Origin of the sequence: Planococcus sp. ISL-110, assembly GCF_018613575.1 — a bacterium.
In the GTDB taxonomy this organism is placed as follows: domain Bacteria; phylum Bacillota; class Bacilli; order Bacillales_A; family Planococcaceae; genus Planococcus.
The window spans coordinates 20,077-45,692 of record NZ_JAGGPX010000015.1 but is presented as its reverse complement, the minus strand read 5'-3'; the positions used below and the strand labels follow the sequence as shown (position 1 = coordinate 45,692).

The 25,616-nt window shown below is 45.7% G+C and carries 26 protein-coding genes and 1 pseudogene; 2 read left to right on the top strand and 25 right to left on the bottom strand.

What is annotated here, in order from left to right:
- Positions 1–68 precede the first annotated feature (68 nt).
- From J7I83_RS10325 to J7I83_RS10310, 4 genes and pseudogenes are all read right to left on the bottom strand, one after another.
- Complete coding sequence (locus J7I83_RS10325; protein ID WP_215100618.1) at positions 69–551, bottom strand: nucleoside deaminase; 483 nt, start codon at positions 549–551, stop codon at positions 69–71.
- A 96-nt stretch (positions 552–647) separates the two neighbouring features.
- Positions 648–1,265, bottom strand: coding sequence for an NAD(P)-dependent oxidoreductase (locus J7I83_RS10320; RefSeq protein ID WP_215100617.1), 618 nt, complete (start codon positions 1,263–1,265; stop codon positions 648–650).
- Between the two features lie 96 nt (positions 1,266–1,361).
- Positions 1,362–1,554, bottom strand: a pseudogene (locus J7I83_RS10315) (aldo/keto reductase); the annotation flags it as partial.
- A gap of 87 nt (positions 1,555–1,641) precedes the next feature.
- Entirely contained in the window at positions 1,642–2,490 is an 849-nt protein-coding gene (locus tag J7I83_RS10310) for an NAD-dependent epimerase/dehydratase family protein (protein ID WP_215100616.1), read from the bottom strand.
- 698 nt (positions 2,491–3,188) lie between these two features.
- Here J7I83_RS10310 and J7I83_RS10305 point away from each other — a divergent pair.
- Positions 3,189–3,935, top strand: a complete 747-nt coding sequence (locus J7I83_RS10305) for an SDR family NAD(P)-dependent oxidoreductase (protein WP_251047583.1) — start codon at positions 3,189–3,191, stop codon at positions 3,933–3,935.
- A gap of 211 nt (positions 3,936–4,146) precedes the next feature.
- Here the strand turns inward: J7I83_RS10305 and rlmH are convergent, their stop codons facing one another.
- From rlmH to rpsF, 16 genes are all read right to left on the bottom strand, one after another.
- A complete protein-coding gene (gene rlmH, locus J7I83_RS10300) occupies positions 4,147–4,626 on the bottom strand; it encodes a 23S rRNA (pseudouridine(1915)-N(3))-methyltransferase RlmH (protein WP_215100614.1) in 480 nt (159 codons plus the stop codon).
- Positions 4,627–4,715: 89 nt separating this feature from the next.
- Positions 4,716–4,880 (bottom strand): CxxH/CxxC protein, encoded by a 165-nt coding sequence (locus J7I83_RS10295; RefSeq protein WP_215100613.1) that lies wholly within the window; start codon positions 4,878–4,880, stop codon positions 4,716–4,718.
- A gap of 547 nt (positions 4,881–5,427) precedes the next feature.
- Positions 5,428–6,630: a S1C family serine protease gene (locus tag J7I83_RS10290; protein ID WP_215100612.1), complete on the bottom strand. Its 1,203-nt coding sequence runs from the start codon at positions 6,628–6,630 to the stop codon at positions 5,428–5,430.
- 388 nt (positions 6,631–7,018) lie between these two features.
- Complete coding sequence (locus J7I83_RS10285) at positions 7,019–7,807, bottom strand: MBL fold metallo-hydrolase (RefSeq protein WP_215100611.1); 789 nt, start codon at positions 7,805–7,807, stop codon at positions 7,019–7,021.
- A 12-nt stretch (positions 7,808–7,819) separates the two neighbouring features.
- Positions 7,820–8,635 (bottom strand): two-component system regulatory protein YycI, encoded by an 816-nt coding sequence (locus tag J7I83_RS10280; protein ID WP_353048258.1) that lies wholly within the window; start codon positions 8,633–8,635, stop codon positions 7,820–7,822.
- Entirely contained in the window at positions 8,616–9,950 is a 1,335-nt protein-coding gene (locus tag J7I83_RS10275) for a YycH family regulatory protein (protein ID WP_353048257.1), read from the bottom strand. The genes J7I83_RS10280 and J7I83_RS10275 overlap by 20 nt, the downstream gene beginning before the upstream one ends.
- A complete protein-coding gene (gene walK / locus J7I83_RS10270) occupies positions 9,941–11,770 on the bottom strand; it encodes a cell wall metabolism sensor histidine kinase WalK (RefSeq protein ID WP_215100608.1) in 1,830 nt (609 codons plus the stop codon). Before walK ends, J7I83_RS10275 begins: the two co-directional genes overlap by 10 nt.
- Positions 11,771–11,774: 4 nt before the next feature.
- Positions 11,775–12,482: a response regulator YycF gene (gene yycF / locus J7I83_RS10265; RefSeq protein ID WP_191714548.1), complete on the bottom strand. Its 708-nt coding sequence runs from the start codon at positions 12,480–12,482 to the stop codon at positions 11,775–11,777.
- Between the two features lie 726 nt (positions 12,483–13,208).
- On the bottom strand, positions 13,209–14,495 hold the full coding sequence (locus J7I83_RS10260; protein WP_215100607.1) for an adenylosuccinate synthase: 1,287 nt from the start codon (positions 14,493–14,495) through the stop codon (positions 13,209–13,211).
- 132 nt (positions 14,496–14,627) lie between these two features.
- A complete protein-coding gene (gene dnaB, locus J7I83_RS10255) occupies positions 14,628–15,983 on the bottom strand; it encodes a replicative DNA helicase (RefSeq protein WP_215100606.1) in 1,356 nt (451 codons plus the stop codon).
- Positions 15,984–15,995: 12 nt separating this feature from the next.
- A complete protein-coding gene (rplI, locus tag J7I83_RS10250) occupies positions 15,996–16,445 on the bottom strand; it encodes a 50S ribosomal protein L9 (protein ID WP_215100605.1) in 450 nt (149 codons plus the stop codon).
- Positions 16,442–18,418 carry a DHH family phosphoesterase gene (locus J7I83_RS10245; RefSeq protein WP_215100604.1) on the bottom strand — a complete coding sequence of 659 codons (1,977 nt, stop codon included), beginning with the start codon at positions 18,416–18,418 and terminating at the stop codon, positions 16,442–16,444. Before J7I83_RS10245 ends, rplI begins: the two co-directional genes overlap by 4 nt.
- 14 nt (positions 18,419–18,432) lie before the next feature.
- Complete coding sequence (locus J7I83_RS10240; protein ID WP_215100603.1) at positions 18,433–19,392, bottom strand: YybS family protein; 960 nt, start codon at positions 19,390–19,392, stop codon at positions 18,433–18,435.
- A gap of 560 nt (positions 19,393–19,952) precedes the next feature.
- Positions 19,953–20,189: a 30S ribosomal protein S18 gene (gene rpsR / locus J7I83_RS10235; RefSeq protein ID WP_006830564.1), complete on the bottom strand. Its 237-nt coding sequence runs from the start codon at positions 20,187–20,189 to the stop codon at positions 19,953–19,955.
- Between the two features lie 49 nt (positions 20,190–20,238).
- Positions 20,239–20,712: a single-stranded DNA-binding protein gene (ssb, locus tag J7I83_RS10230; RefSeq protein ID WP_049693560.1), complete on the bottom strand. Its 474-nt coding sequence runs from the start codon at positions 20,710–20,712 to the stop codon at positions 20,239–20,241.
- Between the two features lie 49 nt (positions 20,713–20,761).
- Entirely contained in the window at positions 20,762–21,049 is a 288-nt protein-coding gene (rpsF, locus tag J7I83_RS10225; RefSeq protein WP_215100602.1) for a 30S ribosomal protein S6, read from the bottom strand.
- A 178-nt stretch (positions 21,050–21,227) separates the two neighbouring features.
- Between rpsF and J7I83_RS10220 the strand changes: the two genes are divergently transcribed.
- Positions 21,228–21,785 carry a DUF3267 domain-containing protein gene (locus J7I83_RS10220; RefSeq protein ID WP_215100601.1) on the top strand — a complete coding sequence of 186 codons (558 nt, stop codon included), beginning with the start codon at positions 21,228–21,230 and terminating at the stop codon, positions 21,783–21,785.
- 18 nt (positions 21,786–21,803) lie between these two features.
- On the opposite strand, the gene J7I83_RS10215 is transcribed toward J7I83_RS10220, so the two are convergent.
- The 5 genes from J7I83_RS10215 to J7I83_RS10195 form a co-directional block, all read right to left on the bottom strand.
- Positions 21,804–22,184 carry a gamma-glutamylcyclotransferase family protein gene (locus J7I83_RS10215; protein WP_215100600.1) on the bottom strand — a complete coding sequence of 127 codons (381 nt, stop codon included), beginning with the start codon at positions 22,182–22,184 and terminating at the stop codon, positions 21,804–21,806.
- Positions 22,185–22,527: 343 nt separating this feature from the next.
- On the bottom strand, positions 22,528–23,628 hold the full coding sequence (ychF, locus tag J7I83_RS10210) for a redox-regulated ATPase YchF (protein ID WP_215100599.1): 1,101 nt from the start codon (positions 23,626–23,628) through the stop codon (positions 22,528–22,530).
- 88 nt (positions 23,629–23,716) lie between these two features.
- Positions 23,717–23,917 carry a DUF951 domain-containing protein gene (locus J7I83_RS10205; RefSeq protein ID WP_142830309.1) on the bottom strand — a complete coding sequence of 67 codons (201 nt, stop codon included), beginning with the start codon at positions 23,915–23,917 and terminating at the stop codon, positions 23,717–23,719.
- A 22-nt stretch (positions 23,918–23,939) separates the two neighbouring features.
- The gene (locus J7I83_RS10200) at positions 23,940–24,830 is read right to left on the bottom strand and encodes a mechanosensitive ion channel family protein (protein WP_215100598.1); all 891 of its coding nucleotides are present in this window, start codon (positions 24,828–24,830) and stop codon (positions 23,940–23,942) included.
- Positions 24,831–24,848: 18 nt separating this feature from the next.
- Positions 24,849–25,562 carry a DUF554 domain-containing protein gene (locus J7I83_RS10195; protein WP_215100597.1) on the bottom strand — a complete coding sequence of 238 codons (714 nt, stop codon included), beginning with the start codon at positions 25,560–25,562 and terminating at the stop codon, positions 24,849–24,851.
- Positions 25,563–25,616 lie beyond the last annotated feature (54 nt).

The following is a 25,616-nucleotide window of genomic DNA, read 5'->3' as shown; positions in this document are numbered from 1 at the left end:
TTCATTATAACAATATTTCAGGTCAAGAAAGAAATACGGCTAATAATTACGCTAAAGAGTCGGATCGTTTAACGGCTCGTTGCGTATAACCGGCGATGAAGTTCATGGACCCGCTCTGCCAGTTCAGGGACAGGACCGTCTACTGCCACATCCTTAATCACATCTTCAATGGCCAGATTCCGAACACGCGATGGTGCAACGCCCATTTTGCTTAACCATCCGGCCAGTTGTTCTGAGGAACTTGCGTACACGATCCGTCCCAAGCCGACCCATCCGTGAGCCGCCGCACACATCGGGCAATGTTCCCCGGAAGTATAAACCGTCGCCTCGTTTCTTTCTTCAAGAGACAGGTTATTTGCCGACCACCTTGCTATCGCAAACTCCGGATGCTGTGTATGGTCACCGCCTGCCACGTGGTTATGATCTTCAAAAAGAACTTCTCCGGCAGCTGAAACAAGTACGGAACCGAACGGCTCGTCTCCTTTTTCTAAAGCTGTTTCCGCCAACTCCACACATCGCCGCAAATGCTCGAAATCCGTTTTGCTGATCATTTTTGACTCCTCCTTCGTGTGCTTTCCATTCCATCCATCTTTGCTGCAGATCTATGCCAGCGGAATTTCTTGACATCGGTAGAATTTTTTATTGATTTAATTAGCAATTCCGATCGATGTATTTTCATATTGTGCATCACTCAATGCTTTCAGGATGAAATGGGCAACGTCAGCACGTGATATGGACTTCGATTTTTCGGGTACACCCATCGCAGATTCTCTGTACTTTCCTGAAAAGGGGCCATCGGTTAATCCCATCGGCCTAACAAATGTGTAGTTCAGACCATGGGCTTCAATATAATCAGTAGCAGCCCGGTGATCTGTCAGTGCATTCTTAAGCACTCCCATCATCAATTTCCCGCTTACGCCTGGCAGTTCATTATAGATTCCCGCAGACGCGGTGTAGACGATCCGTTTTACACCATGCTCCTGCATGCCGGCAACAATATTTTTTATCATCTCTTGAAGCTCTGTTGATTTTTTCATCCCTTGACTGGAGCCTAAGCAGGAAACCACAGCGTCATGGCCAGCTATTGCTGCTGCCACTTCTGCCGGATTAAAAGCATCTCCTTTAACAACCGTTAAATTCTCATGTGTAACTTCCAGCTTTGCGGGTGTCCGTACAAATGCCGTGACCTCAAAACCACTCTCAATTGCCTGCTTCACGACAAATTGACCTACACCGCCCGTTGCCCCAAAAACAATAATTTTCATATCCCATCACCTGTCCTTCCCATCATTATTTAAATCGAAGTTCGTTCTTCAACTGAAAGCAGTGAGGGCAGCTTCACAGCCATGATTGGCGTTTCAAACTTTTGTAGTAATGAATAATTCTTCTCTAGGGACATTGGTTTCAGCAATCGCTTTGCCAACTCCTTCTTCATTTCCATAAATAACGGCAGTATCAATGCTTCTGTAGCGCACTTCAAGAGCCGTTTTTATTGACTGTACTAGCTCTTTCTTCATCTTCTACTTTAAAGACACCTAGGCCCAGCCATGGCATTTTCACACCATTATGTAACGCAGTTGTGAGGTTGGATATGATTTGACATGTTTGTCAGCCCTTATCTAAAAATGTTGTTTGATAAAATTACAGCTTTACGTAATTTCTCCACTTATGAATAGGTTTCCAATTCAGAAGTTTCTTCGCTTTTTCATTGTTTAACAGCGGCTCGAAACCTGTCAGTTCTTCTCTAAAATCAGTCACATCCGGAAAGCATGTTTCCATCAATTGTTTGCTCTCAATGTCCATACTGGTTTCATCCGCTCCGATATTGACGGCAACAGAACCAAGCTCATCAGTTTCCACGGCCAATCGATAAGCAGTAGCTGCATCCCGTGTATCAATATAACTCCACAAAATTGTTTTCCGCTGTTCTGGATTGTGGATGAATCCAGGAAAATTGGGATACATTTCAGGTGCTATGACATTTCCCAATCTAAACGATACTACCTGCATTCCTGTTCTGCGGTGGATCATGTCAGCTGTGTTTTCATTCACAATCTTGGACAACCCATAGCTTTCTTCTGGCAATTGCGGGTGTTGCTCATCTATCGGTACGTACTGTGGATTTAAATTTTGTTGTGAAAAACAAATACCATATGAAGACTCACTTGATGAAATTACAGCTTTTTTAATCCCCAAACTCCCTGCAGCTTCTAAAATGTTATACGTAGACATCACGTTATTCTGAAAAGTCACTTCGTTTGGATGTGAGTAAGCAACCGGAATCGCTGCAAGATGTACAACGGCATCAGCCCCAGCCAATACACCATAAACCTCGCCCAGATTCGTCAAATCTGTTATCACCGTTCTGCAAAGCGCTTCTTTTGGGTGCTTAAGATCTGCATTGACAACTTCATAACCATGCTCCAAAAATTCTTTTATAACGTCCCGGCCCAGCAGACCACTTCCACCTGTTACGACTACCTTTTGCATGTTCATTCCTCCATTTTCTAAGCGTTACTGAATTGCGTAGATAAAACTGGTTCATACAATTAGCTCGTTCATCAATCAAACTAACTATATGTGAAAAAATATTTATCATCAAGTAAGTCATGTTTGGCTCAAGCTATTTCAAAATTGTCGTTTTATAAACCGCTTCGAATGCTTTGGGCATGGCTTCTGGCGACCTTATGGTAAGGCTCACCATAACGTTGGAATAGAGTAAAACATTGACCTTAGTCAAAAGGCAGTGTGTATGTAGAATGTAGCTATCTACGAACATACTGCCTTCAATTTATTGATATCTATGGGTTTGTTATTTCAAACTGTTTAACGCAAGGGTACCAATACAATCAGCGGTGAATGTAATTCTTATTAGAGTTCTTACTAAGTTATTACCTGCTTCACTATCCGCATTAATCTTCAGTAGACGAAGATTAGTTTCATCTTCCTTTTCTAGGTAAGAATAACTTTCTTCTGATATAAAAGATTGGGAAGTAACCGTTAAGCGAACTAAACATGAACGGCTCTCACATAATGAAGGGAGAAGTGGGGGTCGAATCCTTCATATAAGATAAGGCCCATGTTCCCTTAAGTGGTGAGTACCTAGATTTCCTATGGTGATACGAATGTTATATACTGATTATACATACTTTATGGCTTTACTATGATGTTCGGAGGGGGATCTCATGATGTTCGAAAACAAAGTAGTGATTGTTAATGGTGGAACGGATGGAATTGGTAAGGAAGTGGTTCATTTCTTTTGTAAAGAAGGGGCTACCGTTCATTTTACTGGAAGAGATCGTAACAAAGGCTCTCAGGTAGAGAGTGAATGCAATGGGAAGGCTCATTTTTACCAAGTCCATAACGAAAACGTGGAAGAAATCGAAAGCTTTTTTAAAGCACTTGAAAATGATGGGCATAATGTTGATATTCTATTCAATAATGCTGGTGTTCTGTCTAAAGGAATGGGGCCATTGTCTCGAGTAAAGCTAGATGACTGGAATTATTTAATTGCTGTCAATCAAACGGCTATCTTCGCCTACATGAAATATTCTTTAGTCGTGATGAGTAAGCAAAAAAATGGAGTCATCATTAATAACGCAGCCATCCTTGGAAACGATAAGGTTAATCCTATGCTGCCAGCTTATAGCGGGACAAAAGCAGCGGTTGTTGCGATGACTCAAAGCACGGCACTTCGCTTTGCTAACCTAGGAATCCGAGTAAATTGCATATCCCCTGGCCCTACAGAAACCGACCTAGCCATTAATGCATATGGCGGAATAGAGAATTATGAAAAACAATCACAGGGACACCCTAGAGGAAGTTATGGGAAACCAAGTGAAATTGCAGAAGTCGTTCTGTTCTTAGCTTCAGACAAAGCATCCTATATAAACGGTGCAGAAATAGTCGTAGATGGCGGCTACTCATTAAAATAAGCGGATTTAGGGGACAGGGACTTTGTTTTAAGACAAAGTCCCTGTCCCCTTGTTCATGCTGCTCCGATTGGCCTCGGCTCATGGAATACTGCTCTGAATTACTGGAAAGATATATCCCGACCTCGGACAGCAGCTAACTATTTAGTCAATAAGCTCTATTTCAGCTAATAAATATAAAAGGGACCTGCTAGAGTCCCTTAATAGTTTACCTTTATTTATGGTACGGTTCACCCTTCATAATCCGGAAAGCCCGATACACCTGCTCCACCAAAATCAACCTCATCAATTGATGCGGAAACGTCATCTTAGAAAACGACAGTTTCTCATCCGCACGTTTCAACACTTCATCATGCAGCCCCAAGGATCCGCCGATCACAAAGACGATTTTGCTGCGGCCATAGGTCATCAGCGATTGGATGTCTTTTGCCAGCTGTTCGGAGGTTTTCATTTTGCCGTCGATTGCCAATGCAATAACATATGCGTCTGGTGAAATTTTCGCCAAAATCCGCTCTGCTTCCCTCTTTTTGACGATTTCCATGTCAGCCTCGCTCAATTGCTCTGGCGCTTTTTCATCTGCCACTTCGATCTCATTGATTTTTGTATAGCTTCCGAGCCGTTTTGTGTATTCTTCAATACCCGATTTTAAATATTTTTCTTTTAACTTCCCGACACTGATAATTGAGATATTCACATGTTATCCCCCTTCACAATAAATTTACAAACAAGTTACCCACAAATGTTATACACATATCCACAACTATTTCTACATCTTGTGCCCGATCAAGCGTTTGCCACAAGATACGTTGCAGCCTCTTCACAGTAATCGCATCTTGTGGATAACTTTTCTATTTCTGATAATTCTGTAAGTATAGGGTAGCTTTTTATTTCCGCTACAAACATATCCAATGCATGCTCCACGTGGGTTTTACAGCATTTAATCTCCATTTTTTCCACCTCTTTCGATTTCCGAATATTCCACATAGTTATACACATTTCACTCTATTTTATCCACAACCCATTTTAACAGAAGAAAAGAGCTACGGATAGCGAAGCTTTTGTGCGCCTGTGGATTGTTAATAATAAATTTACAACAAAAAAGTTATCCACACATCGTCTTTCTTTTTCCCGAACATTGTATGTTGGAAGTGGTTTCTCAGATTTACAGATTTGAATAGTATATTAGCAGAACTCAAAATTTTTAAATGAGAAATATTCATTTTTGTTTATGGAGCACTGGCAAATAGGGGGAAATTATAAATAGACTTCTTCTCTTCAAATTTCTACATAAGATATGCAGCAAATCAGCGAAGACTCCCGCGGAATAGCGAGACAGCCAAGACCCCACAGGGAGCATAGCGACCGAGGAGGCTTGGCGCTCGCCCGCAGGAAAGCGGAGCTGATTTGCGGAATGTCAAATAGCAGACAAATTATTAATGCGAAATAAAAAACCCGCATAGAATCGAAATTCTACACAGGCTGGCTAGCTGCTCCTCTATAACGCTGAATTATCAACAAGCTCCAATTCAAACTCCATCAGTTCTCCATTGCGATAGGCGCTGACAGTCATTGTGTCGCCGATCGTTTTTTCATTGTACAAATGCTGGCGCAATTCGATGATGTCCGTAATTTCGACACCGTCCATCTCTACAATGACGTCAAACTGCTCCATACCGGCCTCTTCTGCTGCTGATCCTTCCACTACTGAATTGATGACTACGCCCTCTGTGACGTCTTCAGGCAAGTTTAAGGTCTCCTGGCGATCTACACGCGGGACTTGGATCAAGTCAAGCAGCGTAATGCCCATCGATGGCCGGATCATTTCCCCGTTTTCTTCAAGTGAACTGATGACCGGCATTGCGGAATTGATCGGGATCGAAAAGCCAATGCCTTCAACTGCTGATGTTGCAATTTTCATCGAGTTGATACCGATCAGCTGTCCCGCCAGATTGACCAATGCACCACCGCTGTTGCCTGGATTGATGGCAGCATCTGTCTGCAGCACTTCGGCCTGCCAATCTTCCTGGCCATCCCCGTCCAAATCAACCGGAACCGCGCGATCTTTTCCGGAAACCACGCCTGTTGTCACCGAGCCAGAAAAATCAAGGCCCAATGGGTTGCCGATGGCGATGACCGTCTCGCCTTGTTTCAAGGCATCCGAATCGCCAAATTGGGCCACAGCTTGTACATCGGCTCCATCCATTTCGAGAACGGCCAGATCAGTCCAAATGTCGCTGCCGACCACCGTCGCGTCGACTTTAGTGCCATCCGACAGGGTCACTTCAATGCCGCTGGCGCCGTCAATAACATGATGATTGGTGACCACATGCGCAGTGCCGTTTTCATTTTTGTAAATGACGCCCGAACCCGTCCCGACCGCCTGCTCCTGCTGGGGTGACTGAGACCAGAAATCTCCGGCTGCCTGCAGATTGGTGACCCCCACAACTGCATCCGCCGCAATATCGACCGCATCTGTCACATCCGTAGTGATATCGACCGAAACCGAGTCGGAGCGTCCTTCCGTTTCCTGCTGGACGATTTGCGTATCATTGCCATTGTCCGGGATCAGCCCCGGCATCGAATAAAACAATAACCATACCAATAAAGCACCGGCCGCTACTCCGGCCACACCTGCAGCAAATGTGCCCAAACGGCTCGATTTCTGCCGGCCGTTCGGTGTTTGATTGTAATAGCCCATTGCGTTCATCCTTCCTCATTCTTTTTGGTTAACCTTAGTGTAGAAATTCGAAACAGACAAAGCAAGCTGGAAGAGTTGGAAGATTTTTTATAGATTTTAAAATTAGAAATTTAAGCTTCCTTTTCTAAAAAATATTCGTACATAAATAAGTTGGCTTTAAAATTCATCCTGTTCTAACCCACTTAGGTTGCTGGGAGTGCAGGTGCTCGACTCCTGCGGGATAGCGAGACGACCGAGACCCCGCAGGGAGCAACACGCCAGGATTGGGTGCGAGCCCGCGGAAAGCGAGCGCCGGAACGGAAAGCAACTCGGTTGACGCCTGCCAGAAGCTGATTCACTCTCGCTCTATACAAAAACAGCCGGAAGCTGATCCGCTTCCGGCTGTTGGTTACACGACGATTAATTTGGTCGGCACATTGGCATGTGTGTCGAAAAGATCGACATATTCTCCAACGATGATGCCTTTTGTCTGAAGGGTCTGCTCAACGCTCATGCGCGCAAGATCCTTCATATTATTGTCTTTGCTCAAATGCGACAAGTAAATGCGCGTCGGTTTTTCAGCAAGTACTTCGCTCATGGCTACCGCTGCATCTTCATTTGACACGTGGCCCACATCGCTGAGAACCCGGCGTTTGACCGACCATGGATAACGGCCCATCTGCAGCATTCCCACATCGTGGTTGCTTTCAAACACATAGGAATCCGATGCCTGGATAACGCCTTTCATCCGGTCGCTGACATAGCCGGTATCTGTGATTAACGACAGCTTTCGTCCGTTGGCATGAAACACATAAAACATTGGATCTGCAGCATCATGCGAGACGGCAAACGATTCAATGTCGAGCGAACCGAATGTCTGGACTGTGTCCATATCAAAATGGAATCGCTGTTCCAGTGGAACCGCCCCGATCAAACCATCCATTGCGGTCCAGGTTTTGGCATTGGCATAAATCGGCACTTTATGTTTACGCGCCACGATGCCAAGCCCCTTGACGTGATCGCTGTGTTCATGAGTGACCAGAATTCCGTCCAAATCACTCATTTTTTTGCCGATGGCTGCAAACAATTCTTCCATCTTGCGGCCACTGAGTCCCGCATCCACCAGGAAGGAATGCTCCCCGTTTTCGATATAAGTGGCATTGCCGCTCGATCCACTGGCTAATACACTGAATTGCATAGCAAAATCTCCTTACTCTGTTTCCTCTTCTTGTTTGTTCAACTCGATGACGCCATCTTTTACAGCATTGACGAAATAATCCTCGCGGCTGCCATCTGAAAGTTCCGCTTGAATATGCCAAGTCGGAACAAACATCTGCCGGTCTTCCGATACTTGTACATGTACGGAATAGCCCAATTCTGTTTTATTGATGGTCAAGTCTCGTTCCAGCAAGTTTTTCTGGTAAAGCGTGTGAATTGCCGTGATGGCAGACACCAATTCCTTTGGCTCCTGATTTTCGATAATGTCAGTGAACATCGTTTGTTTGTAGCGGACAATATCCCCATCATTGTTCCAGTACACCGTCACTTTTCCATCCTTGCTGAAGTAAAGTGTTTCGCCATCAAAGTTCTGGAAATACACGGCTTTGTTTTGTTCTTTATCAATTTCCCATAATTCGTAGGAACTGCCTTCGTGGACAATCTCTTCGACAAAAGCATCTAACGCATCTGCACTTTCTGCTTCTCCTGTCAGAGAAACAGGTTCTTCATAAGCAACCTGCAGCTGCTTGCCGTCTTGGATATTGACTTGCACATTTTCCTGTGGCGCCTCTTTCGCTGTGAATATTTTCGTTTCACCACGAATATAAGGCATGCCTTTGACATCTTCCGGGAGATTCGAATAGGTGATCTCATCAGCCTTCAATTTTTCATCTACCGACGATTCCGAAAGTTCTTCTAAATTTTCAGATTCCGTATAACGGTCCAAATACAAGGAGTATAAAAAGACGTTCAAAATAGAAAAGACAATAATAAAGATGCTCTTGGTTTTATTCCAATCCAAGTTCACGCCCTCCTGTCAATTCACTCGTCAGTTCAGTCCACGTACCATCCGCTTTAAAATACCAGGCCGGCTCAAATGTGATCAAAAATCCCTCTTCGCTGCGCGTCAGTTTATACGCAGGAGTAATATCCGTGATAGCGGATAAATCCTGGTCATTGATTTGTGTGATGGATGCTAAAACTTCCTCGCCGGAGGCAAGCACCGCCATACTGCTGTCCACTTCCGAATCCAGTTGATAGATCGGCCGGTTATAGCTGTAAGCCTGTTCTTCCCCTCCATCTATTCCCCAAGTAAGATCGAGAGACGTCGCAGTTGTTGAGCTGAAGACCGGCAAATCGGCTACATACAACTGATACTTGATCTGTTGGCTCACCGAGTTCATGCCAGCGTAAATGTATCGATCTGTCCAGCCGCCATGCCCATTGACGTAGCTGAGGGAATCGAATAATAGATCTGATGGAATCGCTGGATCTGACGTTTCAGCTCTTGGCTGAATATAGCTGATGCTTTTCGTGTTGGGATTTTCTCTCATCAATGCACCGGAATCATCTGTATATTCCTGTGTTGTTAAATCTGCTGATAGCGTCAGTGCCGGACCATCCAATAAAGCTTCAGCAAATTTTGCGGTTGAGGTTTCTTCCAGTAAATAATCGAAGCTTGCTTTCTCGACTTGGCCTTTCTGCACGTAAACCGGCAAGGTGCCAATCGTATCATTGGTGATATAGGTTTCGTATTCAGCAGCCTCTGCTAAGATATCCGTCTGGAATTGTCTCAAGTTTTCGGCTGGAATAGAGGCTTTATAAATTCTGCCGGATACCGTATTAATGAAGTACAGGGCCGGTCGGTCGTTGGCAGGTGCATCCCATTCGATGATGATTCGGTCAAAAGACGATTCAGGAATCGTTGTATCGATGATGTTCGTTATTGTATCGAATACCGGGAAAGGAACGGGTCCCGGATAATAGACAACCGCCCGGTTCGAGCTGTGCATATAAGATTCCATCGTATCAGGAGTCGTTTCTTCTTGCACCAGCCTTACATCTTGAATCTGCCATTGCTCCAATGCATCAAGCAGCAATTGGACATTGCTTTGATCAGTAGTTCCAGTGATTGCGTCTTCATTATGAAACAGCAATTGTACCGGTCGAACAATTTCTTCCGTATTCTTGGTGTCTGCTATCGGCTCATCGATGGTAGCAGACGGCTCAATGGTTTCGTGGCTAGGAGTGAAGGTCCAGATAGTGAAAGTCAATGCCAGGCTGAGCAGAATCAGTAAAAATAATGCCACCGATTTAATTTGCTCTACATATTTCAATCCCACTCACCTCCTCCATCATCCATATCGAAAGGCAGCGTGAAGAAGATGTTGGTTCCTTTTCCGTACTTGCTTTCTGCCCAAATGACGCCGCCATGAGCGTTAATCATTTCTTTTGAAATGGCCAGTCCTAAACCGGTTCCGCCCATTTCACGGGAACGCGCACGGTCAACCCGGTAAAAGCGGTCAAAAATGCGATCTACATTTTCTTTCGGAATCCCCATTCCTTCATCACTGATTTGGATTAATAAAAATCCTTCTTCCACAGTCATTCCAAAGCGGACTTTTCCACCTTCTGGGGAATATTTCAACGCATTGGAAATAATGTTATCAATCACTTGTGTCAATTTATCAGGATCGATTTCCACAAAATACTGTTCTTTCGGCAAATGCCGTTCAAAGTGGACTTTATGTGATTTCGACATTTCAAAACGATCGATGATGCGATTGAAAAAGACATTGAATTCGACCATTTCCTTGCTTAGCTCGGTTTCACTCGAGTCCATTTTCGACAACTTCAACAAGTCATTGACCAGCCGGATCATCCGCTCCGTTTCCGTTTGCGTGACATTCAGGAAATTCGGCGCCAGATTCGGATCCTGCCATGCCCCATCAGCCAAAGCTTCCAAATAACTGCGCATTGTAGTCAAAGGCGTCCGCAATTCATGCGATACATTGGCCACAAATTCGCGGCGTTCAATATCGATTTTCTCCTGTTCTGTATTGTCGTGCAGAACCGCAATCAGCCCATTGACAAATCCGGTTTCTTTTTGAATGACCGAAAACGTCGTCCGCAGCAAGGTGCTTTGTTCATACGAACTGAAATCAAGCGTCACTGCTTCTTTCATATCAATCAAATCTTCAAAGGTGTATTGTTCTTCCAGCCCCAGTATGCTGGTCACCGGTCGGTTGATCACCGTTTCACGTGAAACATTCAGCAACTGCAGTGCCGGATCATTGATCAAAATGATTCGTCCCCGTCTATCGGTTGACAGGACACCGTCCGTCATATTGGAAAGGACTGAAGCCAATTTTCGGCGTTCGCTTTCCGTAGACTGCTGAGACTCCTGCAGCCTGTTCGTCAAATGGTTAAAGGCTCGGGCAAGCTGGCCGATTTCGTCATCGCTGTAAACCCGCACTTTGCGTGAAAAGTTTCCTTTTGCCATAGCCTGCGCCTGTTTTCGCATATCGGCAATCGGCCTTGATATCGTTTGGGCGACCAGAATCCCCAAAATCGCGGTTATGACCAGAGATATGGCGGTACCGACAGCAAGAATGGAGTTGATATCGTCCATTTGATCATAGACATTTTCAATTTCTGCCACTACATATAAGGTTCCGAGAATCTCTCCACCCGCTGCAACGATCGGCTGGGTACGCACCCAAATCCGCTCATCGCTTTCCTCATCGACAAAGGTTTGCTCTTGTTCGACTTCTCCAATGATGGTGCTCCGGATCAGGTCATTTGTCGAGCGCTGGCCAACCAAGGATTGGTTTTCAATTACGGAAGATGCCAGAATGCTGTAGCGCGTATTGACGACGCGTATCTCATTGATATCGTCCGACTGAAAACCGTACAGCACCGTCCGCAGTGTCTGCTCGAGCGTCAAGTCGTCATCTGTGCGCTCTTTGATCATTTCTTCCCGGACACTGAATTCGATGATTTCCATCCGGTCTACGATCGAACTTTCAAAGTTCCCTTTAAGTGTTTCTTCCAGTTGCTGGGCAAAGTAAAGCCCGATAATCTGCATAGCCAGCAGAATAAGCAGAATGTAGATTAAAACAAATTTCACATGTATCGATTTTAAAAAATTAACTTTTGACATTCAATTACTCCTGTTCAGGATTTCGCAAATAATACCCGACACCGCGGCGCGTCACAATCCACGCGGGGTGGCTTGGGTTGTCCTCGATTTTTTCACGCAGACGGCGGATGGTGACGTCTACTGTCCGGACATCGCCGAAATAATCATAGCCCCATACCGTCTGCAGCAAATGTTCACGGGTCATGACTTGGCCGATATGCTTGCCGAGGTAATGAAGCAATTCAAATTCGCGGTGAGTCAATTCGATGGTTTCATCCCGCTTCAAAACAAGATAGGCATCCGGCTGGATTGTTAAAGAACCTACCTGGATATCATTTGAATTTTGTCCTTCTTCTTCAGCAGGCGCAATATTTTGGCGGCGTAAATTCGCTTTTACGCGGGCAATCAATTCACGGGTCGAAAAAGGCTTTGTGACATAATCATCCGCACCCAATTCCAGACCGAGAACTTTGTCGATCTCCGAGTCTTTTGCCGTTAACATGATGATGGGAAAATCGAACTTCTTGCGGATTTCACGGCATACTTCCATGCCATCGCGATTTGGAAGCATTATATCCAATAACATCAAATCCGGTTGGATTTCTCCAGCAATCTTGATCGCTTCATCTCCGTCATAAGCGCACACTACATTAAAACCTTCTTTTTTTAAGTTAAACTGCAGAATATCTGCAATCGGCTTTTCATCGTCTACAACCAAAATTGTTTTGCTCATCATTTTTCTCCCCTTTTTCTTTCCGCCTATACCCTATTTTTCCCGCTGAACACTCTTTATACTACCCTATACTTTATCATTCTTTAGGCCATTCCGCACCTATTCAGCGGCTGTATGCCTGTCCGGTTCAAGGAAACCTGAAGCAGACCAGGCAGGCTCTATTGTCACAGCATGGTTACATGGTCGTCTTCTCCTTGTCATATTTGCCACATTGCGTTCTTCCTCCCCTTTTTATTTCCGAAAAATAAATAGTAAACAGCAAAAAGCAGCCGCCCAAAGGCGACTGCTTTCCTGATAGTTTTTATTGATTTGTTGCATATGCTTTTGGTTAAGACCAAGCCCTTTTAGAAGAAAGAGCAGCATAGCGAAGTGTCGAACCTACTCGGGCCAAAAGCCTGAGTCAGTTCGGCGCAAGCCCGCAGGAAGGATCGCCAGGTTTATTTGGCCTGCCGATTTTCTTTTTGTTTCCTTCTTGCCGGTTGCTTAGAGTGGAAGCGCTCGACTCCAAGCAACTAGCACGAGCCGAAGACCCTGGAGCGAACGCAGTGAGTGAAGCGGCTGAGGCCGTGCCCGCGGAAAGCGAGCGTTGGAACGGAAAGCAGCCTCTTTAAGCTTCTTGTTCGTTCCGCTCTCTGAAAAATTTTAAAAAAGATCCTTGACTAATGATAAGAAAGCGTCCGCCTGGAGCGATTTCTGCCGCCTGCGCTCTCCTTAACCTACTAAAAATTATCTCCAAACACTCGTAACAATATTCGTTTGGTTGCGGTCAGGACCGACAGAGAAAATGGAAATCTGGACACCTGTTAATTGAGCGATGCGCTCCAAGTAATGGCGCGCGTTTGCAGGAAGTTCATCCAATGATTTGCAGTTTGTCACATCTTCCGGCCAGCCTGGAAGTTCTTCGTATACCGGTTCGCACTCATCAAGCATACGCAGATTCGCTGGGTATTCCGTAATCAGCTCTCCCTGGTAGCGGTAAGCGGTACAAATCTTCACCGTATCAAGTCCTGCCAATACGTCGATCGAGTTGACTGTCAAATCCGTCAAGCCACTGACGCGTCTTGCATGGCGTACTACCACGCTGTCGAACCAGCCGATGCGGCGTGGACGTCCCGTCGTTGTTCCGTATTCTTTGCCGACTTCGCGGATCTTCTGGCCCACTTCATCATGCAATTCTGTAGGGAACGGTCCGTCGCCAACACGTGACGTGTAGGCTTTGCAGACACCGATGACGTGCTGGATTGTTGTCGGACCGACACCTGCACCGATTGTCACTCCGCCCGCTACCGGGTTGGAAGATGTTACATACGGATAAGTCCCTTGGTCGATATCGAGCATAACGCCTTGAGCGCCTTCAAACAATACGCGGCGGCCTGCATCAACTGCATCGTTCAACACTTTTGACGTATCCGTTACATATTTGGCGATTTCCTGGCCATATGCGTAATACTCTTCCATGATTTCTTCTACAGTAAATCCTTCTGTCTCGTAGAACTTCTCGAACAGACGATTTTTCTCTATTAAGTTCATGCGCAGTTTTTCCTCGAACACAACATGGTCTAACAAATCCGCCATGCGAATTCCAACACGTGCCGCTTTGTCCATATAAGCAGGTCCGATGCCTTTACCTGTTGTTCCGATTTTATTTGCTCCGCGTCGTGCTTCTTCCAATTCATCCTGCTTGATGTGGTATGGCAATAAGACGTGTGCACGATTGGAAATGCGCAGGTTCTCCGTTGTCACTCCACGGTCATGAAGACCTTTCAGTTCTTTTACAAGCGCTTTCGGATCCACGACCATGCCGTTTCCGATTACAGATGTTTTATCTTTATAGAAAATCCCTGAAGGAATCAAATGCAATTTGTACGTTTCTCCACCAAAAATAATGGTATGTCCAGCGTTGTTTCCGCCTTGGTAACGTGCAATCACTTCTGCATGTTCAGATAGAAAATCAGTGATTTTCCCTTTTCCTTCGTCTCCCCATTGCGTTCCTACTACTACGACTGATGTCATCGTCCGCACCTCCGTTAGGCTATATGCCCTGTCTCAAACAGTGTTTATTGTACCAATGAAACGCCTTATCGTCAATATAAAACAGAAGAAAACACGAACATATAAATGTGTTACCACATTTAATGTTCGTGTTTAAAAGTCTCCGCCAGATTCATGCTGACTCCAGTCAATGGTGACGAATTTATTATATTCTTTCACAAAAGCCAATTTCACCGTACCGGTCGGGCCGTTACGCTGTTTGGCGACAATGATCTCAATCATATTCTGGTCTTCGGTTTCCTTGTCGTAATAATCTTCACGGTACAGGAAGGATACAATATCGGCATCCTGCTCAATACTTCCGGATTCACGTAAATCGGACATCATCGGCCGCTTATCCTGCCGCTGCTCCACTCCACGGGATAGCTGTGACAGGGCGATGACCGGCACTTCCAGCTCACGCGCCAGACCTTTCAGGGAACGGGAAATATCCGATACTTCCTGCTGGCGGTTTTCACCGGCTTTACCGGGGCCCGCGATCAACTGAAGGTAATCGATCATGATCATGCCGAGGCCGTATTCCTGTTTCAGACGGCGGCATTTGGCGCGGATATCATTGACCCGGATCCCCGGCGTATCGTCGATGAAAATTCCGGCATTGGACAAGCTGCCCATTGCCATCGTCAGCTTGCGCCAGTCTTCGTTTTGAAGCGCACCTGTACGCAGCACCTGTGCATCGATATTGCCTTCTGCACACAGCATACGCATGACCAGCTGTTCGGCACCCATCTCCAGACTGAAGATGGCGACATTCTCGTCTGTTTTGGTCGCGACATTCTGCGCAACGTTCAAGGCGAAAGCCGTCTTACCGACAGAAGGCCGTGCAGCTACGATAATCAAGTCGTTTCGCTGAAACCCTGCTGTTATCTTATCCAAGTCTTGAAAGCCTGTAGGGATGCCTGTAACGTCCCCTTTGCGCGTATGCAGCAGTTCGATGTTGTCATAGGTCTTGACCAGCACATCTTTGATGTGGGTAAAGTCACCGGCATTTTTCCGGCTCGAGACTTCCATCATTTTCTTTTCCGCTTCGGCAAGCAAGGCTTCTACTTCGTCTTCGCGTGTAAAGCCATCTTCTACGATGGTTGTCGCTACCCGGATAAGGCGGCGCAGCAGCGCTTTCTCTTCTACAATATGGGCATAATGCGCAACGTTCGCTGCCGTTGGTACCGCGTTGGCAATTTCCGTTAAATACGATAAGCCGCCAACGTCCTCCAACTCTTTTTTGACAGAAAGCTCTTCTGTCACGGTCACCACATCGATCGCTTTTCCGTGATCCGATAAATTCAGCATCGTCTGGAAAATCTTCTGATGGGCAATCCGGTAAAAATCCTCCGCCATCACGATTTCTGCAACCGTAATGAGGGAAGGTGGTTCTAAAAAGATGGCACCAATGACCGATTGCTCGGCTTCATGGTTGTGCGGGGGGACACGATCTATCATTTCGTTCATTGGTCTCCCACCTTATGCTTCTTCAGTAACATGAACTCGAAGCGTAGCGGTCACATCATGATGCAGTTTCACAGAAATATTGGTATAGCCGAGCGCGCGGATCGCATCATCCAAATCCATTTTACGCTTGTCCAATTTAATGCCGTGTTTTTTCTCAAGAGCTGTTGCTACTTGTTTTGTAGTAATCGATCCGAACAGGCGTCCGCCTTCGCCGGATTTAGCTGTCAATTCGATAGTCAGGCTTTCCAGCTTTTCTTTCAGCTGTTCAGCTTCCTCGCGCTCCTGATCGGCTTCTTTCTGTTCTTTTTTCTTTTGGCCGTCCAATTTGCTGATAGTCGCCTGATTGGCTTCAATCGCCCAATTATTTTTCAACAGGAAGTTATGCGCGTAGCCATCCGCCACGTTTTTGATTTCACCTTTTTTGCCTTTGCCTTTTACGTCTTTCAAAAATATCACTTTCATTCGTTTGCTCCTCCTTCATGATCTTCCATAATCGCCGCTTTTAATTGTTCAAGGGCTTCTTCTATTGTTGCATTCGGCATTTGTGTGGCTGCATTGGTTAAATGGCCGCCGCCGCCGAGATTTTCCATAATGATCTGGACATTCACTTCGCCAAGTGACCTCGCACTGATGCCGATGCCGCCTTCTGAGCGCTCAGCCACCACAAAGGACGCGCTAACATCCTTCATCGTCAGCAGGATATCTGCTGTCTGGGCGATCAGTACCGGGCTATAGGCGCGGTTGGGCTCGCCTTTTGCGATGGCAATGCCGCCACCGACAAATTCCACTGTCTGAACGATTTTCGCGCGTTCAATATAGGTTTCCAGGTCTTCTTTCAAAATGCGCTGGACGAGGACGGTATCGGCTCCATTCGAACGCAGATAAGAAGCTGCTTCAAATGTCCGGGCGCCCGTTCTTAATGTAAAACTCTTCGTATCGACAATAATTCCAGCCAGCATCGCTGTCGCTTCCAGCATGGACAGTTTTTCATGTTTCGGCTGGTATTCGATCAATTCGGTAACCAATTCGGCGGTCGAGGAAGCATAAGGCTCCATATAGACCAGCATCGTGTTGGTGATGAATTCCTCGCCTCTCCGGTGGTGGTCGATCAGAACGACCCGTTCCATCCGCTGCAGCAGCCTTTCATCGATGACCATCGATGGCTTATGCGTATCTACGACAACAAGCAGGGAATGCTCGGTCATGTCCGCCAGCGCTTCTTCAGGCGTGATGAACTGCTCAAACAGCTCAGGATCGCCTTCGATTTCTTCCATCAGCCTCATGACACTGCGGTCATATTCATCAAAGTCAATGACGATACGGCCTTTGACTTTATTCATGGCGGCCATTTTGGCGACACCGACTCCGGCACCGATGGAATCCATATCAGGCATTTTATGGCCCATCACAAAAACCTGGTCACTTTCTTGAATCAAGTCACGCAGGGCATGCGAAATAACGCGCGCCCTGACACGTGTCCGTTTTTCGACCGGATTGGTCTTGCCGCCGTAGAATTTCACTTTTCCGCTCGGATGCTTGATGGCCACCTGATCTCCCCCGCGGCCGAGCACCAGATCCAGGCCGGATTGGGCCAGACCGCCGAGTTCAACCAGCGATGCAGAGCCGGCGCCTACCCCGATGCTCAAGGTCAATGCCAAATTGTCTTTGGCGGTGACTTCGCGGATATCGTCCAGGATGGCGAATTTCGACAGCTCTAGTTCTTTCAAAATCGATTCGTTGAAGACCGCCATAAAGCGGTCGGATGAAATGCGTTTTACAAAAATCCCCTGATTTGCGCCCCATTGGTTGACGAGCGATGTGACCAAACTGTTCAGATTGCTGCGCGTCTGATCATCCATTCCCTGTGCAAGCTCATCGTAATTATCGATGAATAAAATACCGATGACCGTACGGTCTGCGTAGTATAGCGCCTCGATTTCCACTTGTTCCGTAATATCAAAAAGATAAAACAAGCGGTCATTCGCTTTGTAATACGCGCGGTATTTGCGGTCACCTAATGTGATGGTCGCATCTTGGGCTTCATCGGATTTCACCAATGCATGGAAGTCATCGGACAGTGTATAGAGAGACTCGCCGATCAGCGTATCGTACTCCAGCGTCGACGTCATATAGGGATTTGCCCATTCAATATCGCATTTTTCATTGATCAGTAAAATTCCAATCGGCATCTCAAGCAGCGCTTCTTCTCCGACTTTCTTCATCCGGTATGACAAAGTTTCAATATGTTTTTCAGTAGCTTCATAGACTCTTTTTTCCGTCACCCACGCCGCCGTAAAAGCCAGCGCAAAAAGCAGTGTAAAAATCCCTGCTGCCCATTCCGACCAAAGTGAAATCAGAATCGCTGCGGCCATACCAAGAGACAGCAGCGCGATAAGCGGGTATCGAAGTTTTCTTTTTCTAAAAAAAGCCGACATTATTCTTCAGCTCCTTATTTTCCTTTAAACTCGTGTGCCCGCTTGACCCAACCCCGGATATCGAATCCAAGGTCTACGATTCCAACAATACTCGTAAATGACTGCAGCGGCAGTGCCAATAAGGTTACCAGCACTACCACCCATTTTGGCCAGCCTTCCTGGTGGATGTAGAAATGGTAAAAAGAAATACCTTGCAGGAATAGCAGGAATTGTAGCAGCACGGTTGCATTGATGAAGACCATGTATGCCATCGTTCCAGGTTCGAACTCTGACAACAGTGAAACAATCAACACGATTAAATAATACCATAAAACGGATTTCGGCAACTTCATGCTGCGGAAAGGTGGGAACTTGGGAGCTTCTATCCCGAGACGCTTTAAAATCGGCAGCAGGATCAACAGCAGCACCCATACCGTCATGAAAACACCCAACACCAACAACACTGGCAACATAGTTTCAAACGAAAACTGCAATTGCCCGACAAGTTCATTGTATTCTTCCATAGAAACTTCGGAAGCCCCAAAGCGTTCCATTAATGCACCCGTCTGTTCGTAGGACTGATCGAACATAGCCGAAAACTCTTCCAGAACATTAATGCCGAACAACACAATGGAAGCCACGTATTGAACCATTAAGGACACCAGCAAAACAATGCTGGCACCCATGAACATGAATAATTTGCTTTTCTTATAATAAATCGAAATACCGATTGCCAATCCCAACGGCACATGGATTAACGCCAATGGCACTGACAAAAGGCCGCCGATGATAAACGCCAGCACCAAACAGACCGATGCGAAAAGCGCAGAGGCTTTCCATGGATACTTCGCGCTGTACCAAGCGACCGGCAATGCCAGAATCAAAGTACTTACTAAACTTAAAATAGGAACGTACACCGAGATCGCCAACAAGACTGTAAATACTGCCGCCATCATGGCCCCATTTGTAAGTTGTCGCGTTTGTTGATTTTGCATATGACTGTTTTCCCCTTCTTTCGGGCAGATTTCATCTTTTTAATTGTACCATGATTCAAGAACCTGAACAAAATGAGCGGTCCCCGGTGGAAAGGCGTGACCGCTCTAAAGCAGAAAACGAGAAAAAGAACACAGATTTCCGGAGGTCTTTAAGCTGCTTAAATAATTTCTATGCTTAGATATTCCACGAATATGCCTTTCTTTTGAGGCTACAGGATATAGATCAGGCAGCTGGCGAAAGGCTACGCTAGTTAGTTCTTTATCCAACTGAATAATAATGTAGTTTTCAGTTGGTATTATCTGCAGCATCTCATCTTAGAAGAAAGAGCGCAAGGCGTTACCCGCAGAAAAACGCCCGGCTGGAGCGACTTTTTCCCTTCCTCCCTCTACTACAGTATAAAAAGTTAACTCATCAGCGTGATTTTGTAATTTTAACGCGTCCACTCAAAATGACCAAACCTATTTCAGCGCATAAAAAAAAGACCGGTTTCCCGGTCTTTTTGAAATCATTGTCCAGACTCCAGCACCCAGGTTCACTGGGCGCTTTCGCTTTTCTTTAATTATCTTTCTTCCGCAACAAACGGTAGAAGTGCCATGATACGAGAGCGTTTGATAGCGATTGTCAACTTACGTTGCCATTTAGCGCTAGTGCCTGTAACACGACGTGGCAAGATTTTTCCTCTTTCAGAAATGAATTTCTTCAAAAGGTCAGTATCTTTATAGTCAATGTGCGTGATGTTGTTGGAAGTGAAGTAACAAACCTTTTTCCGTTTTTTTCCTCCGCGACGTGGTGCCATATCGAATTACCTCCTTTGCTTAAAAGTTGATCGTCAGGTTCAGTCCTTCTTAGAACGGTAAATCGTCATCCGATACTTCTATCGGACCGCTGCCGCTTGAGAATGGATCTTCATCTACACGAGTATGATTTTGCTGACTTGGGCTCGGTGATTGGTTCTGTTGATAGGAAGGCTGCTGTCCTTGCGAACGGTCCGCATTGGCGCTTTTCGGTTCAAGGAATTGAACACTGTCCGCCACTACTTCTGTCGTATAAACACGCTTCCCGTCTTGTCCCTCGTAGCTACCAGTCTGGATGCGGCCTTCAACGCCAGCCAAACTTCCTTTTTTCAGGAAATTCGCCGTGTTTTCAGCCTGTTTACGCCAAACGGTACAATTAATGAAATCAGTTTCGCGTTCACCTTGAGCGTTCGAGAATGTCCGGTTTACAGCAAGTGTAAAACGGGCAACTGCTGCGCCGCTTGGTGTGTAACGAAGGTCTGGATCTTTTGTCAGTCTTCCGACTAAAACAACTCGGTTAATCATCAGAATTCAACCTCCTTCAAGTCAAAAAAATTCAGTGCCAGTATCCTGTTTACGCGTCTTTGCGTACAGCGATATGACGAATAATGTTTTCGTTGATATTCGCAAGACGTGTGTATTCGTTGATAGCTTCAGAACCAGCGTTTATTTTTACGATCTGGTAGAAACCTTCACGCAAATCGTTGATTTCATAAGCTAAACGACGTTTACCCCACTCTTTCGACTCGATGATTTCAGCTCCGTTAGAAGTAAGGATTTCTTCAAAACGCTCAACTAGAGCTTTTTTAGCTTCCTCTTCAATTGCAGGCTGAATGATATACATTAATTCATATTCTCTCATCGTGTTGTCACCTCCTCATGGACTTGGGCCCTGCTGTATACAGCGGGCAAGGAGCAAGCAATTCATAAATATTACTCACATCGTTGTATTGTATCACAACTCGAATAGGCTCGCAAGCATGATTTTACACTGAAAATCATCTATACTTTTTGCATATACACAGAAGGATGTGAAAGCTATGACCCCTTCCCATATCATTGAACTGAAAATGGACGAAATAGCTCCGAAAGCGCTCTGGTTCAATGCTTTTTTGCTGGTGGCATTCGCAGTTGCCTATCATTTTTTCAACGAGCCTTTGACATTCCAATTTTCCTTGGGTGGAATCCTCTTTTTTCTAATGGGCTATGTCGTGTTGATTGTTGTGCACGAGCTTTTCCACTTGATCGGCTTTGTATTGTTTGGAAAAGTCCCTGTTTCTTCATTAACTTACGGCGTCAACCTGAAAATGGGCATCGCTTATGCCACCACCAGCAGGCCTGTACAAAATCATGCCATGCGCAAAGTTCTGCTGCTGCCTTTTTGGACAACTGCTTTTATTCCCACGGTATTGGGTTTTTGGCTCAACAGCCAGGTGCTGGTCCTGCTGGGTGCGATGCTGACTGCAGGAGCTTTCGGTGACTTTGTCATGTACCGCGAATTGCGCAAAGAAAAAAACGCGGCGTGGATCATTGATGACCCTTCACTGCCGCGCCTGCATATTTATGAACGCTACCCTGAAAGTGAAAGCGCCGACTAATTAATACCGGCGCTTTTCCTATACCATAGAATGTGCGGTATCCCATTTCCCTGTTGGAATCTGTTCTTTCAGCACCTTTTCGTCTTTTGCAATATAAACAATCGTTTCTAGATGTTTGCTGCCTGCCTCTACTTTGATCGTCACTTTGTCGTATAAATCTATTTCGGGATTTCCTGAATAATCCTCGAGGAAATCCAGCGCCGGCCAAAGAACATCCGGAATTTCATAGATTTCTCCGTTAACCTGCCCGCTGGCCGCTGGAATCATAGCCGGATAACCCATTCCTGTATCGTATAAAGTTCCTTTTGCAGTTGCCTGTTCTTCCACCAATTCCGCTTCTTCCAAATAACAATGATACTTCCCGCCGCGTTTCAGCGTTCCGTATGCGAATAACAACATTTCCTATTCCTCCATGCAAAAACCGGATGCAACAAGGCACCCGGTTTTTTTTTTTAGTTTTGTGGTACTTCGAGTTTAAGCTTTCGTTTCCGCTTTTAGACTTATCCAGCTGCATCGACCTGCTCCTCGGGTCGTAAGCCACTCTGGCTGTGCGGCTGAAAACACGCCACTTCACCAGATCGTCTTACGCCTGTCGGAGCATAACGGTCGCTTCTGCTTTTAGACTTATCCAGCTGCATCGACCTGCTCCTCGGGTCGTAAGCCACTCTGGCTGTGCGGCTGAAAACACGCCGCTTCACCAGATCGTCTTACGCCTGTCGGAGCATAACGGTCGCTTCCGCTTTTAAACGTTAAATCTAAATAGCATTACGTCGCCGTCTTTGACGATGTATTCTTTGCCTTCTTGACGCACTTTCCCTGCTTCTTTAGCTGCCGCCATTGATCCGGCTTCGACCAGTTCTTCATAGGCAACCGTTTCGGCACGGATAAATCCGCGTTCGAAGTCAGAGTGTATAACGCCGGCACATTGTGGTGCTTTCATGCCTTTTTTGAATGTCCATGCACGCACTTCTTGGACGCCTGCAGTAAAATAAGTCGCTAATCCAAGAAGACTGTACGATGCTTTGACCAATTGGTCCAACCCGGACTCGTTGATGCCCAGCTCTTCAAGGAACATTTCTTTTTCCTCGTCTTCAAGTTCAGCCATTTCTTCTTCGATTTTCGCACAAATCACGATAACATCGGCATTGTCTTTGGCCGCGAACTCACGAACCTTTTGGACATATTCGTTGTTATCAGCATCCGCGATTTCATCTTCTGAAACGTTTGCTACGTAAAGCATCGGCTTGAGTGTCAATAAATTCAAGCCTTTTGCAATGTGCAACTCATCTTCGGTGAATTCGATTGAACGCGCCAAATCGCCGTTTTCAAAAGCTTCACGTAATTTCATCAGGACAGGCTCTTCTGCAACTGCGTCCTTATCTTTTTGCTTTACCAATTTCGCCGCGCGCACAATGCGTTTTTCGATACTTTCCATGTCGGCCAAAACCAATTCCAGGTTAATGACTTCAATATCAGAAATCGGATCCACTTTTCCGGTTACATGGGTAATGTTATCGTCAGCGAAGCAGCGAACCACTTGGCAAATCGCGTCAACTTCGCGAATGTGAGACAGGAATTTGTTTCCAAGACCTTCACCTTTGCTGGCGCCTTCAACAATTCCTGCAATATCGGTAAACTCGAAAGCCGTTGGCACGGTTTTTTTCGGATCTACCAATTCCGTCAATTTATTAAGACGTTCATCTGGAACTTCAACAATCCCGACGTTCGGATCTATTGTACAGAACGGATAGTTTGCCGCTTCCGCGCCCGCTTTCGTAATTGCATTAAATAACGTGGATTTCCCCACGTTTGGTAATCCTACAATCCCTGCAGTTAATGCCATAGGATGCACAACCTTTCCTCTATATCAAACGAATTATTTTTTACACAACCATTCCATTATAGGAATAGAACTTGAAATTGTCCATTTTTCATTCTGCTTCGGCTTTAACCAAAACCTTTTTCATCTTTTTATTGAATTCCACACGCGGCAGCATTACGCTGTGCTGGCAACCCTCACATTTAATCCGGACGTCAGCCCCCATGCGGATAATCTTCCAGGCATTAGCTCCACAAGGATGGCCTTTTTTCATTTCAACTATATCGTTCAGTCCAAACTCCTTCATTTCCATGAGTTTGCCTCCTTCTACTCTATTAAGCTTTAACTTCTTTTGCTGCTGCGGCTTCTTCCGGAGATCGCTGCATCATCACCATGCGTGGATAAGGGATTTCGACTCCCCGCTGATCCAGGTAATCTTTCAAATCGCGACGCATTCCTCTGGCCACGGCAAAATGCTGCATTGGCAAGGTTTCTGCGGTGATCCGCACCACAATTTCAGTTGTTGTTAAGTTTTGGACACCCAGCAATTCCGCTGGTTTGATGATTTGTTCGTAGCGATCCTGCAAGCTATCCAGAAACTCCGCGATCAAGCTTTCTACGCGTGTGATATCCGATTCATAGGAAATGTTGACATCGACCACCGCAATGGAATTGTGGATTGAAAAGTTTACGACATCTGTTATCGTGCCATTCGGGAAAATAAAGAGTTCCCCGGTCCAGGCCTTTACTTTTGTCGTCCGTAGGCCAATCTCTTCCACGGTTCCCTCAGCAACACCGATCCGGACATAATCTCCTACCGAAAATTGGTCTTCAAAAATGATGAAAAATCCGGTAATTACATCACGCACCAAGTTCTGGGCACCAAAACCAATGGCCAGCCCCAGAACCCCTGCCCCGGCAATCAAGCCGGTGATATCAATTGTAAACGTCGACAGAACCGAAACACCCGCTATGAAATAAACGACATAGGCCACCACATTCGATAATAATTTCGACAAGGTTTGCTGCCGCCGCTCATTATAAAGCATCGGCCCTTTGATGCGGACAGAAAAGGTTTTGCGAATCAACACGCGCAACACCTTAACCAAAACTACCGCCGCAACTGTTATCAATACCACTTTCAGAAAAATGACGATTAAACCTAACCACATCGCTTCATCTGAAAGTACGCCTAAAATTTGTTGTGTTATTTTTTCAACATTCACTCTTTCACCTTCCTGCACTTACATCAAGTTGAATTTATAGATAATGGTAACCAAAATTCCGACAACTAGTATACCCGGCAACAAGTTCGCCACTCTTATTTTTGTGACACCCATCATATTCAAACCAATCGCAGCAATCATAACCCCGCCAGTTGCACTCATTTCCATGATGAACATATCAAGAGCATCAGCAGGTATGGCAAGGCTTATTTGAGTCGCAAACAAAGCAATCAACCCCTGGTAAACAAATACTGGAATCGCTGCAAGCAGGACACCAAAGCCCAATGTGGACGCTAGAACGATGGAAGTAAACCCATCAATAATCCCTTTGGAAATCAACACACCGTGCTCATTGCTCAAGCCACTCTCCATTGCGCCGATAATCCCCATTGCACCAATTACAAAGATCAATGTCGCTGTAACAAATCCTTGAGCAATGCTGCCTTTACTTTCTTTTGCGCCCAGCATCCGTTCAATCCAATGGCCAAACGCATTCAGCTTGCCATCTAAATTCGCCCATTCACCAAGGACAGCCCCCAACACCAAACTGATGATGACAATAACGAAGTTTTGGCTCTCAAAGCCCATCTGCAGTCCAAGAACAACCACTGCCAGCCCGATCACATACATGACCGTTTCTTTCATCTTTTCAGGAATATTGCGGAGAGCCCTTCCAAGAATGGTTCCCACAACAATTAAAATTGCATTGATCAACGTCCCAAAGAGAACCACTGCATTTCTCCTCCTCACACTAGACTCTATTTACCGGTTGGCTCTCTTCTCCCT